The 17703-nt window shown below is 41.6% G+C and carries 16 protein-coding genes; 10 read left to right on the plus strand and 6 right to left on the minus strand.

Annotated features, from left to right (window positions below; genetic code table 11):
* Positions 1-13: 13 nt before the first annotated feature.
* Positions 14-370: a YtxH domain-containing protein gene (locus MKX52_RS04830; protein WP_007497160.1), complete on the minus strand. Its 357-nt coding sequence runs from the start codon at positions 368-370 to the stop codon at positions 14-16.
* A 128-nt stretch (positions 371-498) separates the two neighbouring features.
* Here MKX52_RS04830 and MKX52_RS04835 point away from each other — a divergent pair, with 128 nt between their 5' ends.
* Positions 499-690 carry a hypothetical protein gene (locus MKX52_RS04835; RefSeq protein ID WP_003211362.1) on the plus strand — a complete coding sequence of 64 codons (192 nt, stop codon included), beginning with the start codon at positions 499-501 and terminating at the stop codon, positions 688-690.
* Between the two features lie 49 nt (positions 691-739).
* On the opposite strand, the gene MKX52_RS04840 is transcribed toward MKX52_RS04835, so the two are convergent.
* The 3 genes from MKX52_RS04840 to MKX52_RS04850 all read right to left on the minus strand — a co-directional run bounded on the left by MKX52_RS04840 (position 740) and on the right by MKX52_RS04850 (position 3051).
* Positions 740-1258 carry a tryptophan transporter gene (locus MKX52_RS04840; RefSeq protein ID WP_342491580.1) on the minus strand — a complete coding sequence of 173 codons (519 nt, stop codon included), beginning with the start codon at positions 1256-1258 and terminating at the stop codon, positions 740-742.
* Between the two features lie 125 nt (positions 1259-1383).
* Positions 1384-2463, minus strand: a complete 1080-nt coding sequence (gene serC / locus MKX52_RS04845) for a 3-phosphoserine/phosphohydroxythreonine transaminase (protein ID WP_251184160.1) — start codon at positions 2461-2463, stop codon at positions 1384-1386.
* A 159-nt stretch (positions 2464-2622) separates the two neighbouring features.
* Entirely contained in the window at positions 2623-3051 is a 429-nt protein-coding gene (locus tag MKX52_RS04850) for an HIT family protein (RefSeq protein ID WP_342491581.1), read from the minus strand.
* 487 nt (positions 3052-3538) lie between these two features.
* Between MKX52_RS04850 and MKX52_RS04855 the strand changes: the two genes are divergently transcribed.
* From MKX52_RS04855 to MKX52_RS04865, 3 genes are read left to right on the plus strand one after another with little or no spacing between them, the layout of a single operon-like run.
* Complete coding sequence (locus tag MKX52_RS04855) at positions 3539-4279, plus strand: ABC transporter ATP-binding protein (RefSeq protein WP_342491582.1); 741 nt, start codon at positions 3539-3541, stop codon at positions 4277-4279.
* Positions 4272-5492, plus strand: a complete 1221-nt coding sequence (locus MKX52_RS04860) for an ABC transporter permease (RefSeq protein ID WP_342491583.1) — start codon at positions 4272-4274, stop codon at positions 5490-5492. The genes MKX52_RS04855 and MKX52_RS04860 overlap by 8 nt, the downstream gene beginning before the upstream one ends.
* Before the next feature lie 53 nt (positions 5493-5545).
* Complete coding sequence (locus MKX52_RS04865) at positions 5546-6253, plus strand: EcsC family protein (protein WP_342491584.1); 708 nt, start codon at positions 5546-5548, stop codon at positions 6251-6253.
* 29 nt (positions 6254-6282) lie between these two features.
* Here MKX52_RS04865 and MKX52_RS04870 read toward each other — a convergent pair whose 3' ends face one another.
* Together MKX52_RS04870 and MKX52_RS04875 are read right to left on the minus strand one after the other, a co-directional pair.
* The gene (locus MKX52_RS04870) at positions 6283-7470 is read right to left on the minus strand and encodes a M20 family metallopeptidase (protein WP_342491585.1); all 1188 of its coding nucleotides are present in this window, start codon (positions 7468-7470) and stop codon (positions 6283-6285) included.
* A 694-nt stretch (positions 7471-8164) separates the two neighbouring features.
* Entirely contained in the window at positions 8165-8650 is a 486-nt protein-coding gene (locus tag MKX52_RS04875) for an antibiotic biosynthesis monooxygenase (RefSeq protein WP_119124647.1), read from the minus strand.
* Positions 8651-8777: 127 nt separating this feature from the next.
* On the opposite strand from MKX52_RS04875, the gene MKX52_RS04880 reads away from it, so the two are divergent.
* The 6 genes from MKX52_RS04880 to MKX52_RS04905 all read left to right on the plus strand — a co-directional run bounded on the left by MKX52_RS04880 (position 8778) and on the right by MKX52_RS04905 (position 17629).
* Positions 8778-10913, plus strand: a complete 2136-nt coding sequence (locus tag MKX52_RS04880) for a PBP1A family penicillin-binding protein (RefSeq protein ID WP_342491586.1) — start codon at positions 8778-8780, stop codon at positions 10911-10913.
* 124 nt (positions 10914-11037) lie between these two features.
* Positions 11038-12096 carry a uroporphyrinogen decarboxylase gene (gene hemE / locus MKX52_RS04885; RefSeq protein ID WP_012009461.1) on the plus strand — a complete coding sequence of 353 codons (1059 nt, stop codon included), beginning with the start codon at positions 11038-11040 and terminating at the stop codon, positions 12094-12096.
* 32 nt (positions 12097-12128) lie between these two features.
* The gene (hemH, locus tag MKX52_RS04890; protein ID WP_012009462.1) at positions 12129-13067 is read left to right on the plus strand and encodes a ferrochelatase; all 939 of its coding nucleotides are present in this window, start codon (positions 12129-12131) and stop codon (positions 13065-13067) included.
* A 22-nt stretch (positions 13068-13089) separates the two neighbouring features.
* Positions 13090-14502 carry a protoporphyrinogen oxidase gene (hemY, locus tag MKX52_RS04895; protein ID WP_088003652.1) on the plus strand — a complete coding sequence of 471 codons (1413 nt, stop codon included), beginning with the start codon at positions 13090-13092 and terminating at the stop codon, positions 14500-14502.
* A 174-nt stretch (positions 14503-14676) separates the two neighbouring features.
* A complete protein-coding gene (locus MKX52_RS04900) occupies positions 14677-15255 on the plus strand; it encodes a TetR/AcrR family transcriptional regulator (RefSeq protein ID WP_012009464.1) in 579 nt (192 codons plus the stop codon).
* 64 nt (positions 15256-15319) lie between these two features.
* Positions 15320-17629, plus strand: coding sequence for a YhgE/Pip domain-containing protein (locus tag MKX52_RS04905; protein ID WP_216888428.1), 2310 nt, complete (start codon positions 15320-15322; stop codon positions 17627-17629).
* Positions 17630-17703 lie beyond the last annotated feature (74 nt).

Consider the following 17703-nt stretch of genomic DNA (forward strand, 5'->3'; position numbering starts at 1 on the left):
TTTCTTGAGTATATTAGTTTTGTAAGGTTTTCTCCAGTTGCTTGAGCTTTTCCTCAATTTCCTGAATTTCCTTTTGCAAATCCTGCTGATGAGGCTTGATTTCTTCACGCCATTGCTGAATCGATGTTTGTAATTCAGTTCCGACTTCTTTAATAACCTCTGCGCTTTCTTTTGCTGTTTCAACAATTTGCTCTTTTAAAGCTTGTCCATCTCTTTTTAATCTTGTCAGCGTATCTTCGAATTTGTCATAGCCGTCTTTCATCTTTCCGCGCACATCTCTGCCAGAAGAGGGAGTCGTCAGGAGCACTGCCGCACCTCCGAGGAGACCGCCTACAAATAATCCTGTTAATAAAGAACGTCCACTAGCCATTCAAATCACCTCTAGTCAAATTTTACACATTCGCATGTTCTCTCTGAGCTGACGATCAGCTTCATTGAACTTCCATACATAGCTTGCTTTATTTTAGCATACTTTTGAAGAAAAGGGAGGGGAGAAGGTTGTCTGTCTTTCTGTTCGTTTTTACGTGTATCGGTGTCGTTTTTACAGGTGGCTCTATTCATTATGCAAGACAGCTGGGGTATGCGGGGTCTTATCCGCCCAAACATGTATTAAAGCAAAAAGCACTTGTGTGTGCGGCAGGTGCAGGAATTTCGCTCCTCATTTTGCTTTTGACCCTTTTTCTTTTATAAAAGCATGAAAAAAACCTCTTCATCTATTATGAAGAGGTTCGATTATTTGTTAAGCAACTTCTATCATTCTTGCACGTCTGAGAATGGACTGAGCAATTGGGAAGACAAATACCATAGCAATGGTATTAATCACGGCTGCTGGCAGGACGACGCCTACAAGAAGTGCAGGTAATGCAGCTGGCAGTCCAGTGATCAGTAATGCGGCAGATAGGAAAATCACGCCGGATACGATGGTTCCAATCGCAGTTAACACAGCGGTCAGCACTACTTTGTTCTTTATCTTCATGCAAGATAAGAAAAGGGCTAAGAAGATAAAGGCTGTCGCTGGTTTATCAATCATATTTGGAATTTGTCCGCCTGGAAAACCTGTTGTTAATGCAGAGATGGCGCCTGTTACGAGGGCAATCACCACGACATGCTGTACCTTTGGAAAAAGGATGATGCTTAAAAACATCATGACCAGCATCATATCAGGTTTCATTCCGAAAAAGATGGGCGGGAAAATCGTATGCAAAACAGCTCCCATTGCTGCAAGCAATGACATAATGACTAATTCTTTTGTTTTCATTTCTATGCTCTCCTCTGCTAAGCTCTTAGAACTCTCCAATAATATGGCTCATCATTTATTGCAAGAGTCATCACTTTATATTTCTCGTTATTATAACAAATTTATTTCTCTATAGAAAAGCTTTTTCACTCATTTTCTTGCTGGAACTTTTTCATAAAGTCCGCAAGCTTTTGGCAGTCTTCAATCGATACCGCATTGTAAATAGATGCTCTGCATCCACCGACAGAACGGTGGCCGGCAAGTCCAACCATTTGTTCCTGCTTTGCTTTCTCTACAAAGGATGCAGTGAGTGCATCATCACGAAGGGTAAATGTGACATTCATATGCGACCGGCTGTCAGTGCGTGCGTGTCCTTTGTAAAAACCGCCGCTTTGATCAATTGTGTCATAGAGAATGCCTGCTTTTTGTTCATTTCTTTTTTCCGCTGCTTCTACGCCGCCAGCCTGTTTGACATGCTCAAGCACAAGAGACAGCATATAAATCGCAAAAGTTGGTGGTGTGTGATAAAGAGAGCCAGCTTTTGCGTGTGTTGTATATTTTAATATTTTCGGTGTGCTCTTTTTCTCTTTTTCTAATAAACGTTTGCGCGCGATCACAATCGTGATACCAGAAGGCCCTAAGTTTTTTTGTGCCCCAGCATAAATGAGATCGAATTGAGAAACATCGATTTTTTTGCTGAGAATATCACTGGACATATCCGCAATGAGCGGTAATGATGTACCAGGAAACGTTTTCCACTGAGTGCCGAAGATCGTATTGTTTGATGTGATGTGTAAATAAGCGCCATCTGTTAAAGCGGAGGCATCTACTTCTGGAATATACGAGTAGTTGTCGTCTTCACTTGAAGCAAACACAGATGTTTCACCAAACCCTTTTGCTTCTGATAATGCTTTTTCTGACCAAGCGCCTGTTTGAATGAAATGAGCCGTTTCGCCTTCATGTAAGAAGTTCATAGGAATCATCGCAAATTGAAGGCTAGCTCCGCCCTGTAAAAAGAGGACTTCGTAATCTTCAGGAATGTCCATCAGTTCAACCAACAATGATTTTGCCTTATTGTGGACTTCTTCATATTCACCACTGCGATGCGACAGCTCCATTACAGACATTCCAGTTTGTTTAAAATCAACAAGTTCTTCCTGTGCCTTTTTAAGCACTTCTAGCGGCAGTGCCGCCGGACCAGCATTAAAATTCGTCGTTCGCTTCATCACAATCTCTCCCTATTTCTCGCGTTAATGGATCAAAAGATAAAACCATCCTATCACAAATTTGAAGCAATTGGACAAAAAATTTGAATCGTTCTAAATATCTTACTATTAAGAAACAAAGGGGAGAAAAAGGGGCAGAAATGAGAAAAACCTCATCTATTAAGATGAGGTAAGGCGCGTATGAATGGCAGAAGAAATGTCTTTTAAATCCTCTGACGTATATTGATCTTGATGTGACTTCCATACGGCACCAAAGCCATCGCCTTTGCCGTAACGCGGAATGATATGCATGTGGTAATGGAACACAGATTGTCCAGCTTTTTCGCCATTGTTGTTTAAAAGGTTTAATCCAATGGGTTCAAATTCCTGTTTGATCGCCCTTGCAATTTTCGGAATCGCTTGGAAGTAGTGATTAGACACTTCTGATGTCATGTCATAGATGTTTTCTTTATGTATTTTCGGGATTACAAGGGTATGCCCTTTTGTTACTTGGCTAATATCTAGAAAAGCCAATACATGCTCGTCTTCATATACTTTTGCACATGGAATGTCTCCATCAAGGATCTTGCAAAAAATACAATCGCTCACGTCATGTCACTCCTCATTCATTTTCCTTCATCGTATCACAAAAATGAGCAAAAAAGAAAACAGGACAAGCGAACTCCTTTGGTCGCTCATCCTGCTCCTGCAGAAGAAATGCTGATGCTTTCATTCGATATGCCTTTTGAATTCTCTATTTACTGAAATAAAGAATTCATATGCCTGCTATTTCTGCCGTAAACACCTCATTTGACGTTTTGGTTTGTCGTATACATATTGTATAGGACACAAAAATCAAGAATCAGTGAAGCAAAACAGAAGCTAAGGTTTTTAGATGAAAAACCAACTTGTCATGCGGTTCTTTGCCTTTAACAAACACCTCATTTACTTATTGGTCATCAAGTTCATTTCTTCTACATACATTATGATGACCAAGATGCCTATTTTTTATTCATAACTTGTCTAAAGGTAAACATTTCAAATTACCTTTCGTTTTTGTTACTATAAAGGAAAAACGAAAGAAAGGAACGAATTCATGTCCCTTCTCACTGTAAAAGATGTAACGGGTGGATATACGAAGAATCCCGTTCTAAAAAATATCTCATTTGAATTAGAAAGAAATCAAATTGTTGGTCTCATCGGCTTAAACGGGGCGGGGAAAAGCACCACCATTCGCCATATCATCGGACTCATGAAACCGCACAAAGGTATGATTGAATTGAACGGGCGAACCCTTCAAGATGATCAAGAGGCGTATCGTTCGCAATTTACGTTTATTCCAGAAACACCTGTATTATATGAAGAATTAACTTTAAAAGAGCATTTAGAGCTAACAGCGATGGCTTACGGACTGTCTAAGGAACAATTAGATGAACGGCTGCCGTCATTGCTGAAAGAATTTCGAATGGAGAAACGTTTGAAGTGGTTCCCTGCTCATTTTTCAAAAGGAATGAAGCAGAAGGTCATGATTATGTGTGCATTTCTTGTTGAACCAGAACTGTATATCATTGATGAACCGTTCTTAGGACTCGATCCTCTTGCGATTAATGCACTGCTTGAACGGATGAATGCCGCGAAGAAAAACGGCGCTAGTGTCCTGATGTCGACGCATATCTTGGCGACAGCAGAACGCTATTGTGATTCTTTTATTATTTTGCACGAAGGGGAAATTAGAGCGAAAGGAACCCTGACGGAGCTGAGAGAACAGTTCAATATGAGAGATGCGACACTCGATGATCTTTATTTGGAATTAACAAAGGAAGAAAGCTATGAGTAAAACGACGCAAAGCATTTGGAAATCACGATTAGAGGAACACATACAAGATACAAGAAAATATTTAAAATACATGTTCAATGATCATCTTGTCATTGTGCTCATTTTTTTCCTTGCAGGCGGAGCGAGCTGGTATAGTAATTGGCTCAAACATATTCCAGCTCATTTTCCTTCCTACTGGGTCATGGCAGTTGTTTTCTCATTGGTGCTGACAAGCTCTTACGTGCGGACGTTGATCAAAGAAGCAGATCTCGTGTTTTTGCTTCCTTTGGAAGGGAAGATGGAGCCTTATTTAAAACAAGCCTTTAACTTTAGCTTCATTTCTCAGCTGTTTCCTCTCATTGCTGTATCCATTGTCGCACTCCCGCTTTATTCGGCAGTGTCTTCAGGCGGCATCAAGATGTATGTACTTATATTGGCGCAAATGATTTTGATCAAGGGTCTGAATACAGCGATTCAATGGAGAATGACGTATTTTCAGGGAAAACAGATGAGATGGCTTGATGCAGTCCTTCGTTTTCTGTTGAATATGATTTTAATCTATACCGTTTTACAGGCATCCTATGCAATCGCAATCGTTTTTTATCTCATCTATGGTGTCTATCTTGTTTACTTAACCAATGCAGTCAAAAAGCAGCCTTTTCAATGGGAACTGCACATATCTGACGAATTAAAACGAAAACAGCGTTTTTATCGTTTGGCCAATTTATTTACAGATGTGCCTCATTTGAAGAAACAGGTGAAAAGAAGAGTCTATATGGACTGGCTTTTGCAGTTTGTTCCGTATGATCAGCGTAAAACATTTTCTTACATGTATGTGAGGGCATTTTTACGATCAAATGACTATTTCGGTCTCGTGTTTAGGCTAACTGCCGTCTTTGTGCTGATTATTTTGTATACAGGTGCAGCAGGCTGGGTGGGGGCATTGCTTGTGTTGTTCACCGTGTTTATCACAGGTGTCCAGCTTGTGCCATTAACGAAGCACTTTGCCCATCTTTCATTACAGGCACTTTATCCTGTTGCTCAGCAAGAAAAGGATCGGAGCTTTTTTATTCTCGTCCGTAACGTGCTCATCATCCAATCGATATTGCTGAGCTGTGCAGTCCTACCGGCAGGAGGATGGCAGGGAAGTGGACTTGCCCTTCTGATTTCTTTGGCATTTGTGCTTGTCCTCTTCAAGCCATACGTACTCAGTCGATTAAAAAAGATGAGATAGGCAGATATATGTGACAGACAGCGAGCGTATGATGACATCAAGGAGGGGACCGGATGAATGCAGCTGAACGGGAGTTATATGAAGAAGCCATTCTTTTTCAAACGCGATTTTTAAGAAAACCTTCAAAGATCGAACGGTTTTCAAAAGGAGTTCAGCAGCAGGTGAACCGCCGAATCCCTGCCAGGTTTCATCAAGTCATCACAAGTGCGGTCAAAACAATGGTTGAATCCACCGTATCAGGATCTCACTTCACTTCATTTACAGTCATGGATGAGCAATTATCCATCATTGAGCGAAATGAACTGGCAAAAGAGAAAGTGAAATACTATCAAAAGGCAGCTGCGATTGAAGGAATTGGAACAGGTGCAGGTGGTATTTTGCTCGGTATGGCGGACTTTCCGCTACTGCTTAGCATTAAGATGAAATGTCTTTATGAGCTGGCGTGTATTTATGGTTTTGATTTGTCTCAAAAAGAGGAAAGACTCTTTTTGCTCTGTATATTTCAACTTGCCTTTTCTGGTAGTGCTCATCGTCAAAAAATGATGAGCATCATAGATGATTGGGAAACAAGCCGCGAGGAAATGGATTGGTACAGCTTTCAGCAGGAATATCGAGATTACATTGACCTAGTGAAGCTGTTTCAATTAATGCCGGTCGTCGGAGCCGCTGTTGGTGGTGTAGCAAATCATCATCTGACAGGACAACTAGGAGATGTCGCTCGCCATGTGTTTCACTTACGGGTGTTGAAAGAAAAGAAATAGAAAAGCCGCTGTTTGCCAGCGGCTTTTTTTTATTCATCGTAGGAAAGGACGGCACTCGCGAGTACCTTCGCTGCGACTGGCATTGCTTTTTCGTTGATATCAAACTTCGGATGGTGATGGGGATATGCGTCGTCGCTGTTTTCCGGCATGGCGCCTGTGTAAAAGAAGGTACCAGGGACATGCTGAAGGTAGTAAGCAAAATCTTCTCCACCCATTTGGGTTTCCGCTTCTTTTACTTCTATGACACCATCTGTTTGCTTGGCGATGTCAGCAATAAATTCAGTCGGCTTTGGATGATTTTTGACAGCAGGATATCCTCTCACATATTCATATGTGTATCCTGCATCATGCATGGCGCACACCCCTTTCACGACCTGTTCAATTTCTCGTTCGATGGTGTGTCGTGCACTTTCTTCAAAGGACCGTGCAGTACCAGTCAAAACGGCAGAATCTGCAATGACGTTAAAAGCATTCTCTGCTACAAAACCTCCAACAGATACAACAGCAGAATCAACTGGATTCACTTTACGGGCAACGACTTGTTGCAAGTTTGCCACGATTTGTGAACCGATGAGGACAGCATCTTTCGTTAAGTGAGGCTGGGCGCCGTGTCCGCCTTTCCCCTGAACTCGAATAGAGAAGCGGTCAGCAGCTGCCATAAAGTTCCCGCTTTTATAAAGAACTGTGCCACAGGGCTCTGGAGACCAAAGGTGTGTACCGAATATGACATCGACACTGTCTAAGCAGCCGTCTTCAATCATTGGTTTTGCACCGCCTGGCGCATATTCTTCTGCGTGCTGATGGATGAGGACGATTTTCCCTTTTAATTGATCACGGTGCTCATTCAAAATTTTCGCTAAGACAAGCAGTGTCGCTGTGTGACCATCGTGCCCGCATGCATGCATCACACCAGGTTTTGTTGATTTGTAAGGCACTTCCTTTTCATCATGGATAGGGAGTGCATCGAAATCAGCTCTGAGGGCAATCGTCGGCCCCGGAGAAGTTCCTTCAATAAAGGCGAGTACACCATGGCCGCCTACCTGTGTACGTGTGGGTATATGTAATTTGTCGTAGTAGCTGGCGATGAAAGCGGCTGTTTCTTCTTCCTGGAAAGAAAGTTCAGGATTCATGTGGAGATGGCGTCTAATTTCAACCATTTCCTCATAATGTTCATCAAGACGTTCATTGATGCTTTTTTGTAAAGTAGATATTGTCATTGATTTGAAAACCTCCTTCATGCTCTTTTACTGATTGTATGGTAATTGTTAGAATCTTTCAACAGAAGAGGATGTCACATGCGCATCAAAGGTCATTTTACATAAAAGTCGAAGTGTCTATGAAGCGGGGAAAGGGAGGAATTGTATTGGGAAGCTGTCCAAATTGTTCGAAAGTGTTTTCTTTCGTTGAAAAGTTTCATTTATCACATACGAAAATGATGATGTGTCCAAGCTGTCGGCATCAAATCAAAGAAACCTTTATATCGAAAATGAGTTTTTTCCTGATCTGTTTGATTCCGCTATTGGTGATGCTCATTCAATTGAAAGGGGCTTCACCTATGTTAAAGTGGCCGATCTTATTAGGATGGATCCTATTGAATTTCTATGTCCTTCAGCCGATCATTCATCGGTACGAGCTGACATCACGACGCTAATAAAGAGCCCATTGATTGGGCTTTTTTTCATGAAAAAAGAAGTGCTGAGAGCAGCACTTCCCAGATTGTTGACAAAGGGCTAAAATGAAGTTTATTTTAGCCCTTTGTCTTCTTTTCAGCGTGATAGAAAACCTTTGAAGTCTAGGAAGGACGAGTACTGGCGCGGAGCGAATTTGACATTCGTGAGCACCAGCACGCAGGACTGACAACGAATGCGAGGGTTTGTCTACACGCTGAGAAGTGCTGAGAGCAGCACTTCCTTAATTGTCTGTAACGGCATGATAGGATGTGAGATAAGCAGGACGAGAGAAGATGGAGCCAGTATCATCGTTTGGCTGAAAGAATGCTTCTGATTCTTGAAAGTCTTCAAATAAGTCCTCTGATTCCCAAAGTGTCATAATTAAATACACTTCTTCATCTTTTTTCGGTCTTAACACTCGAAGAGCCTTGAAGCCCCGCTGATGTTCTGAGATATTCGTCTTTTTCTTGAAAGTAGATTCAAACAGTGCTCTACTTTCAAGCTTCACAGGGATATGATTCAAGGTGACGAAACCGGAATGGGCAAGTTCACCTTTTGCATAAATCACATCATAGGCATGTGGGGCTTTAAAAACAGTCTCACCCTCCGTCTCATGGAAAAGAGCTGCTTGTTCTTTTCCGACCATATAAAGCAGATTTTCCTGATCGTGTTTTTTTGCGATTTTATGTAAGAAATCTGCTGTTCCATAAGTCATATAGACATTCATCTAAACCGCCTCCTGCTTGATAGTATAACAAAAGAATGATATATAATTCTTTGGTAGTCAATCCATAAAACATATTATGAAGCAATACATCCCATACTATCCGTATAAAGGAATGAGGTGACCTAATTTGAAGAAAAAGAAGATAATCATTCCATTAGTCATTGTAGGAAGTACCATTGTACTTTCATTTATTGGCTATCTGACCATTTTATTTTTAGGACATTATGTCATAGATGAAAAGAAGCTTGTATTTCATGCTTCATCCCAAATCATTGATCAGAATGGAAAAGAACTCACAAGTATGTATTCAGAAAATCGGGACCCTGTGTCAATAAAGGATGTACCCGATAAAGTAGCAAAAGCTTTTGTGGCTGTCGAGGACAAGCGGTTTTATGAGCATCATGGAATTGATGCGCAGTCAATTTCAAGGGCGGTTTATCGAGATATATTAGCAGGTGGAAAGGTAGAGGGCGGCAGTACCATTACTCAGCAGCTCGCAAAAAATATTTTTCTCACAAATGACAAAACCTTTCTGCGAAAAACAAAAGAAGTCATCATTGCGATTAATTTAGAAAGAGACTATTCAAAGGATAAGCTGCTCGAAATGTATTTGAATCAGCTTTACTTCGGTCATGGCGTCTACGGTATTCAGGCAGCAGCCAATTATTACTTTAGTAAAGATGTGAAAGATTTAACTGTCAGTGAAGGAGCGACACTTGCTGCGATGCCAAAGGCGCCGTCTACTTACTCGCCTGTTTTACACCCTGATAAAAATAAACAAAGACGGGACACGATCCTTAATTTAATGAATGAGCAAGGGTATTTATCATCAACAGAAACAGTAGAAGCAAAAGGAAGAACACTAGGCATTCATTTAAAAAAGAAATCAGAAACGCCTTGGGTGGACAGCTATGTCGATCTTATCATTAAGGAAGCAGAATCAGAGTATTCCATTTCACATGAACAATTACTTCAAGGTGGTTATACCATAACAGTTCCGATCGATATGAATCTGCAAAAGGTCGCTTACGATGCGATGAAAAACAATCGTTATTTCCCGGGAAAAAGCGGTTCTCCTGAAAGCAGTGCTATCTTTATTGATAATGAGTCTGGAGGAGTAAAAGCTGCAATCGGAGGGCGAGAATATCAAGCGAGGGGTTATAACAGGGTGACAGCTGTGAGGCAGCCTGGATCTGTTTTCAAGCCGATCGCAGTATACGGACCTGCGCTACAGGAGAAAAAATTCCGACCTTATTCCCTGCTTGAAGACGAAGAAAAAAGCTATGACGGCTATTCACCAAAGAATTACGATGGGCAGTATGAAGGCAAGGTCACGATGGTGGAGGCCCTCATGAAAAGTAAAAATACAGCAGCGGTGTGGACATTAAGCCAGCTTGGTATTGATACTTCGAAAACGTATCTCGAGAAAATGGGAATCGATATTTCGGATCAAGGACTTGCGATAGCCCTTGGTGGTTTAGAAAAAGGGGTTTCTCCACTTCAAATTGCGGGAGCTTACCACACATTTGCAAACGAAGGTGTATATAAAAAGCCTTTCTTCATTCAGAAAATCACCAATGATGAAGGAGAAACGGTAGAGAAAAATCGCAGTAAGTCAGAACGAGTGTTTAGCGTGCAGAATGCTTGGAATATGACAAGAATGCTGCAGCAAGTTGTCAAAGGCGGAACAGCCCAGAGCGGTTCATATGCTGGAGACTTAGCAGGGAAAACAGGCACCACCACATATTCAGGTGTGAAGGGTGCAACAAAGGATGCTTGGTTTGCCGGCTATACACCAAGTACAACGGGTGCGATCTGGATGGGGTATGACAAAACCGATAACAGTCACTACTTAACTGGCGGAAGTCAATTCCCAGTGCAGCTGTTTAAGGATATATTAACGGCAGCCCAAATGACGAATGAAACGTTTAAAAAACCAGAGGGCATTAAAGAACTTCAAGCACCAATTCAATTAGAAGGGTTTTCTGGATTTGAAGCCCGCTATGTGTTTAAAATCAAAGGATTGTTTACATTAGAGCTGTCTTGGGAGAAGCAAGAGGATAAACGGGTTGAATACCGTATTTATGAAAAGAGGAATGGAAACGAGACGCTGATCGATTCAGTGACAGGCGCAAATAACTACACAATGCCGTATGCTAATGTGTTTTCAGATGCGGAATATAAGGTGGTTCCATATAATACCCAAACGGAAGAAGAAGGAGAAGGCAGTCCATATGTCAAGCCAGAGGCTTTTGGACGTTAATATTCGGCGATTTTTTGAACAATGAGCCGGTTTAGTATACCGTGCCTTGAAAAAGCGGTATAGTAAAAGCAGTGTTTGAGCCTTATACAAAGAGAGTGTAAGGCGAAAGGTGGAATGAAAGGTAATGGGAAAAACGAAGGCTTTTAATGACACGTTCTTAAAGGCGTGCAAAGGGGAAAAAACAGACCATGTACCAGCTTGGTATATGAGGCAGGCAGGACGCTCACAGCCTGAATATCGTGCCCTTAAAGAAAAGTACGGGCTATTTGAAATTACGCATCAGCCAGAGCTATGTGCTTATGTAACACGACTTCCTGTAGAACAATATGGTGTAGATGCCGCGATTTTATATAAAGATATTATGACCCCGCTTCCAGCTATTGGAGTGGACGTTGAAATTAAAAATGGCATTGGACCTGTCATCGATTCACCGATTCGCACAAAAGCAGATATCGAACGTCTTGGGGAACTTCATCCAGAAGAAGACCTGCCATATGTGCTTGACACCATTCAGCTTTTAACGAAGGAGCAGCTAAATGTACCGCTTATCGGTTTTGCTGGTGCACCATTTACGATGGCGAGCTATATGATTGAAGGCGGTCCATCTAAAAACTATCATAAAACAAAAGCGCTCATGTACAGTGAGCCAGAGACATGGATGCTGCTCATGAACAAATTAGCGGATATGACGATCACGTACATACGTGCCCAGGTAAAAGCAGGGGTCAGTGCGTTTCAAATCTTCGACTCATGGGTGGGCGCATTAAATGCAGCGGACTACCGGACATTCATTAAACCTGTCATGCAGCGAATTTTCACAGAGTTGAAGAGTGAAAATGTACCAATGATCATGTACGGAGTTGGTGCAAGCCATCTCGTGAAAGATTGGCATGATTTGCCGCTAGACGTCGTTGGACTTGATTGGCGTATGAGTGTAGATGAAGCACGAAAAGAAGGGCTCACAAAAACGTTACAAGGAAATCTTGATCCAACAATCTTACTTTCTCCTTGGGAAGTCATTGAAGAAAGAGCAAAAGACATATTAGATCAAGGGATGAAATCAGATCACTTCATCTTTAACCTAGGTCATGGGGTATTTCCAGATGTTTCACCAGATACGTTAAAGAAGCTGACCGATTTTATTCACGATTATTCAGCTAAACATAAAAAATCATCCATCTAAACTATTTCGAATGATCTGAAGGAGTGTTGGTTGTGGAGAAAAAGAAAATGGGGCTTCTTGTCATGGCATATGGCACCCCGTATAAAGAAGAAGACATTGAGCGTTATTATACACATATTCGTAGAGGCAGAAAGCCGGAGCCGGAAATGCTGCAAGATTTAAAGGATCGCTACAAGGCAATCGGCGGTATTTCTCCTTTATCAAAAATTACAGAGCAGCAGGCACATGGTTTATGTGAGCACTTGAATGATATTCAAGACGACATTGAATTTCATGTTTACATTGGCTTAAAACATATCGAGCCTTTCATCGAGGATGCAGTTGCTGACATGCACAAGGACGGCATTACAGAAGCTGTGAGTATCGTTTTAGCGCCGCATTTCTCCACATTTAGTGTGAAATCATATAACAAACGTGCACAAGATGAGGCAGACAAGCTCGGCAATCTACAGATTACATCTGTTGAAAGCTGGTACGATGAGCCTAAGTTTGTGGATTATTGGGTGAAGCAAGTGAAGGATACGTATGCATCAATGAGTCAAGAGGAAAGAGATTCCGCAGTACTTATTGTATCTGCACACAGCCTGCCTGAAAAAATTATTGCAGCAGGAGATCCATATCCTGATCAGCTCGCACAATCTGCCAAAATGATTGCAGAAGGCGCAGGAATTGAACACTATGAAATTGGCTGGCAAAGTGAAGGCAATACACCGGACCCATGGCTTGGACCAGACGTACAAGACTTAACGCGGGACTTATTTGAACAAAAAGGCTATCAAACATTCGTGTATGTGCCTGTTGGGTTTGTCGCTGATCATCTTGAAGTCTTATATGACAACGATTATGAATGTAAAGTCGTGACAGATGAAATCGGTGCAGCCTACTATCGTCCAGAAATGCCAAATGCGAAACCAGCATTTATTGATGCTCTGGCAACCGTCGTATTAAAGAAGCTTGACGAAAGCAAGTAATCATATAAAAGAAGGCGATCCTATGCATGACAATCAAAAACACCTTGTCATCATTGGCGGTGGCATCACTGGTTTAGCCGCCGCCTTCTATTTGGAAAAGGAAGTCGAGGAAAAAGGTCTTCCGATTCAAATATCACTTATTGAAGCGAGCCCTAGGCTAGGTGGAAAAATACAAACATTATATAAAGACGGCTACATCATTGAACGTGGACCTGATTCATTTTTAGAAAGAAAGGTCAGTGGGCCGCAGCTTGCAAAAGATGTCGGTCTGTCCGATCAGCTCGTCAATAATGAAACTGGGCAAGCGTATGTACTGGTCAATGAAAAGCTTCACCCGATGCCAAAAGGTGCTGTTATGGGGATTCCAACTCAAATCAGCCCATTTATTACAACTGGTCTTTTTTCAGTTGCGGGAAAAGCAAGAGCGGCGATGGATTTCGTGTTGCCAAAAAGCAAGCAGACGGAAGACCAGTCGCTTGGTGAATTTTTTAGAAGACGTGTGGGTGATGAGGTCGTTGAGAATTTAATTGAGCCGCTTCTATCAGGCATTTATGCAGGGGATATTGACCGTCTGAGCTTAATGTCGACCTTCCCGCAATTTTATCAAACAGAACAGCAGCATCGAAGTTTGATTCTTGGGATGAAAAAATCACAGCAGCATGCGAAAGCGCAGCAAGTGACTGCGAAAAAACAAGGACAGTTCCAAACGATCAATCAAGGATTGCAGTCGCTTGTGGAAGCAGTAGAAAGTAAGCTCAAGCTGACAACGGTCTATAAAGGGACAAAAGTCAAACAAATTGAAAAAACGGATGGAGGCTATGGGTTGCAATTAGACAGCGGTCAAACGCTTTTTGCCGATTCAGCCATTGTCACGACTCCGCATCAATCGATTTATTCCATGTTTCCTAAAGAAGCAGGGCTAGAGTATTTGCATGACATGACCTCAACTTCTGTTGCAACAGTAGCACTCGGTTTTAAAGATGAGGATGTTCATAATGAATATGATGGCACTGGTTTTGTCATCTCAAGAAACAGTGATTTCTCTATTACGGCCTGTACATGGACAAACAAAAAATGGCCGCATACTGCTCCGAAAGGAAAAACGCTATTGCGTGCGTATGTAGGGAAGGCTGGCGACGAATCAATTGTCGAGCAGTCAGACAGTCAAATCGTCAGCATTGTGCTTGAAGATTTAAAGAAAATCATGGATATTAAAGCAGATCCAGAATTGACGACAGTGACTCGCTGGAAGACAAGTATGCCGCAATATCACGTCGGTCATCAGAAAGCTATTTCGAACATGCGAGAAACGTTTAAGCAATCATATCCTGGTGTTTATATTACAGGTGCTGCTTTTGAAGGTGTCGGAATTCCCGATTGTATTGATCAAGGAAAAGCCGCCATCTCAGAGGCTGTATCGTATCTATTTTCATAAAAAACAACTCCCTTTTCTGTCATGGAAAGGGAGTTTTTCATGTGCGGATCATTCAAAAAGAGTTGGGAATCATAAATGTGAACAAAGTTGTTGCATCGAGGTAAAGGGATATGGTATATTACTTTCTGTACTTAATGACCAAAACGTTCAAATAGTCATTTCGGGAGTGAGATCATGAGTGTTGATAGGAGACAAATGATTTTAGATGGTGCGACGAAAGCATTTACTCAATTCGGGTATAAAGCGACCACAATGGACCTTGTGGCAAAGCTTGCCAATGTCGGAAAAGGAACCATTTATACATTTTTCAAAAACAAAGAAGAGTTGTTCGATGAAATTTTCACATCCCTTTTACTAGAGATGAGGAAAATTGCGGATGAAGCAATTGATGAGAAGAATAGTTTCTCAGAAAACCTTCACTTAGCACTCTTTGCAATTTTAGAATTTCGAAAAAACCACCAGCTCACAATTAAGATTTTTCAGGAAAATGCGGAGCTTGGCACGTCAGCGGTCAAGGAAATGATCGAGAAAATGGAGCAGATGATCATTCGCTATATCAAAACGAAAGTACAAGAAGCGATGGATAAAGGCGACATTAAGCCTTGTGATCCTGAACTGACTGCATTTGTGATGGTGAAACTATATATTGCACTGATTTTTGATTGGGAAAAGCGATACGAGCCTTTAACAAAAGAAGAGGTAGCTGAATCGCTGGAGCTTTACGTCTTAAAAGGACTATCTGCAACAACATAATTTTTTTTGAGTTCAAATGACCAAATTGTATATTTAGTCATTCATCTATGGGAGGAAAACAGCAATGAATTTAATTCGGAATCAATGGAAAGACATTGTAACGAGCAAAAAACTACTGATCCCGATTTTAGCTGTCTTATTTATTCCGCTGATTTACAGTGGTGTATTTTTAAAAGCGTACTGGGACCCTTATGGTACAGTTGATCAATTGCCTGTGGCGGTTGTCAACTTGGATGAAGGCAGTCATTACGACGGGAAAACCCTTCAAGTCGGCGATGATTTAGTAAAGGAATTAAAGAAAAACGACAATTTCAAATGGAATTTTGTCGATAGTCATGACAAGGCGTTAAAAGGATTAAATAACGAGGACTATTATCTCGTTGTGGAAATACCAAAGGACTTCTCGAAAAATGCAAGTACAGTGCTAGAGAAACATCCGAAAAAATCGAATCTGAAATATTATACGAATCCGGGCGCCAACTATGCGGCGTCACAAATTGCGAATAATGCCATTATCAAATTAAAAGATTCGGTTTCAAAGGAAGTCACAAAAAATTACGCCGAGGTCATCTTTGATAACTTCAAAACCATTGCAAAAGGATTAGATCAAGCAAGCGATGGCGCGAAGAAAATTGATGACGGAACAAAAAGCGCAAAAGATGGCAGTACGAAGTTAAAAGACAACTTAGCCAAATTAGCTGAGGGTACACTAACCTATAGCGAAGGGGTTCATCAGTTCGCAGGGAAAATGGGTGAACTGAACACAGGCATACAGTCTCTAGACAGTGGGCTTGGTCAGCTTTTAACAGGCTATCAAACCATTGATCAGAAATTTGGAGAGCTTGGTTCAGGAATTGATACATTAACCGAAGGGTTAAACACGAGCCGAGAAGGACATCAGCAGCTCGCTTCTAAAATGCCGCAATTCACAGCAGGCATTGAGCAGCTGAACAACAAAGCACAATCTTTTTCAGAAAAAATTGCAGCAGTAGAAAAAGTCTTATCGTCACCAGAATTAGCGAATCTTGAAAAGATGGCGCCTAAACTCGATCAGGTGAAAAAAGACGCAAAAACGTTCAGTACAAAACTTGCTTCATTAAAAGAAGCATTATCAAATCGAGATGCGAAAGTAAAAAGCATTATCCAAAACAGCTCTATGACAGATGAAGAGAAAAAGGCGGCAACCGATCAGCTAAACAGTCTGCCTAAAATCGAACTGCCTGATCTGTCTGGACTCGAACAAAGCTTAGCGGCCTTGCAGGAACTGCCTGATGCAAGTGAGGTTCAATCAGCAGTTGCATCTGCAAAAGCGCAGCTGCAGCAAGTCAAACAGCTGCCTGAGAAAACAGAACAGCTGTACACGTCTACAGTCGCGATACAAAATGCGATCGACCAAATGACATCTGGTACGAATAAATTGTATCAAGGTGCACTGAAGCTTCAAACAGGTCAAGGTCAATTACAAGATGGTCTCGAAACAGCAAATGGAAAACTTGATACGGCGAAAAGCGGAGCGGATAAGCTTGCCAATGGATCAAGTCAGCTTAGCGCAGCGTTAAATAAGCTAGAAAGTGGTTCAACAAATATCCAAAGCAATACATCTAAGCTTGCCGAAGGCTCAAAATCACTTGATAAAGGATTAGGAGATTTAAAGAGCGGTACAGGTAAATTATCCAATAAATTGAAAAGCGCTGCTGATGAAACAGGTGAAATTGATGCAAATCAAGACAATTACAACATGATTGCAAGCCCTGTTAAAACAGAAAACGATACAGCGAAAAAGATTGATAATTATGGAACAGGGCTCACGCCTTATATTTTATCGATGGGACTCTTTGTTGGGGCTCTCATGCTCACCGTTGTATTCCCAATGAAAGACCCTGCTGGCCGCCCTAGAAATGCGTTTGAATGGTTTGTCAGCAAATATAGTGTGCTTCTGCTTGTTGGTATCCTTCAAGCAGTCATTGCAAGTACAATGCTCATCTTTGGGCTTGGTCTTGAGGTGGAAAGCCTCTGGCGCTTCTATCTCTTTGCGATCGTCGTCAGTCTGACATTCTTAGCGATTATTCAGCTGCTAGCGACAACAATGGGGAACCCAGGACGCTTCATTGCCGTCATTATCTTAGTTCTTCAGCTCGCAGCAAGTGCTGGCACATTCCCGCTTGAGCTTGTACCAAAATTCTTCCAAGTCATTCATAGTCTGCTTCCAATGACGTATACGATCAACGGATTTAGAACGATCATTGCAAGCGGTGATGATAGCTATTTATGGCACCAAGCAGCGATTCTTGGTACAGTTGCGATCATCATGATGGCCGCAACAACTGCATACTTTGCTTGGAACGTAAGAAAAATGAAACAAGACGAAGCTTAATCAATGAATCCTTTCTCTTAATAGAGGAAGGATTTTTGATTTGAAATTAGACATCTTGAACCCGAAGCGATATA

The sequence above is a fragment of the Bacillus sp. FSL R5-0422 genome, assembly GCF_038610765.1.
GTDB classification, from domain to species: Bacteria; Bacillota; Bacilli; order Bacillales; family Bacillaceae; genus Bacillus; species Bacillus pumilus_O.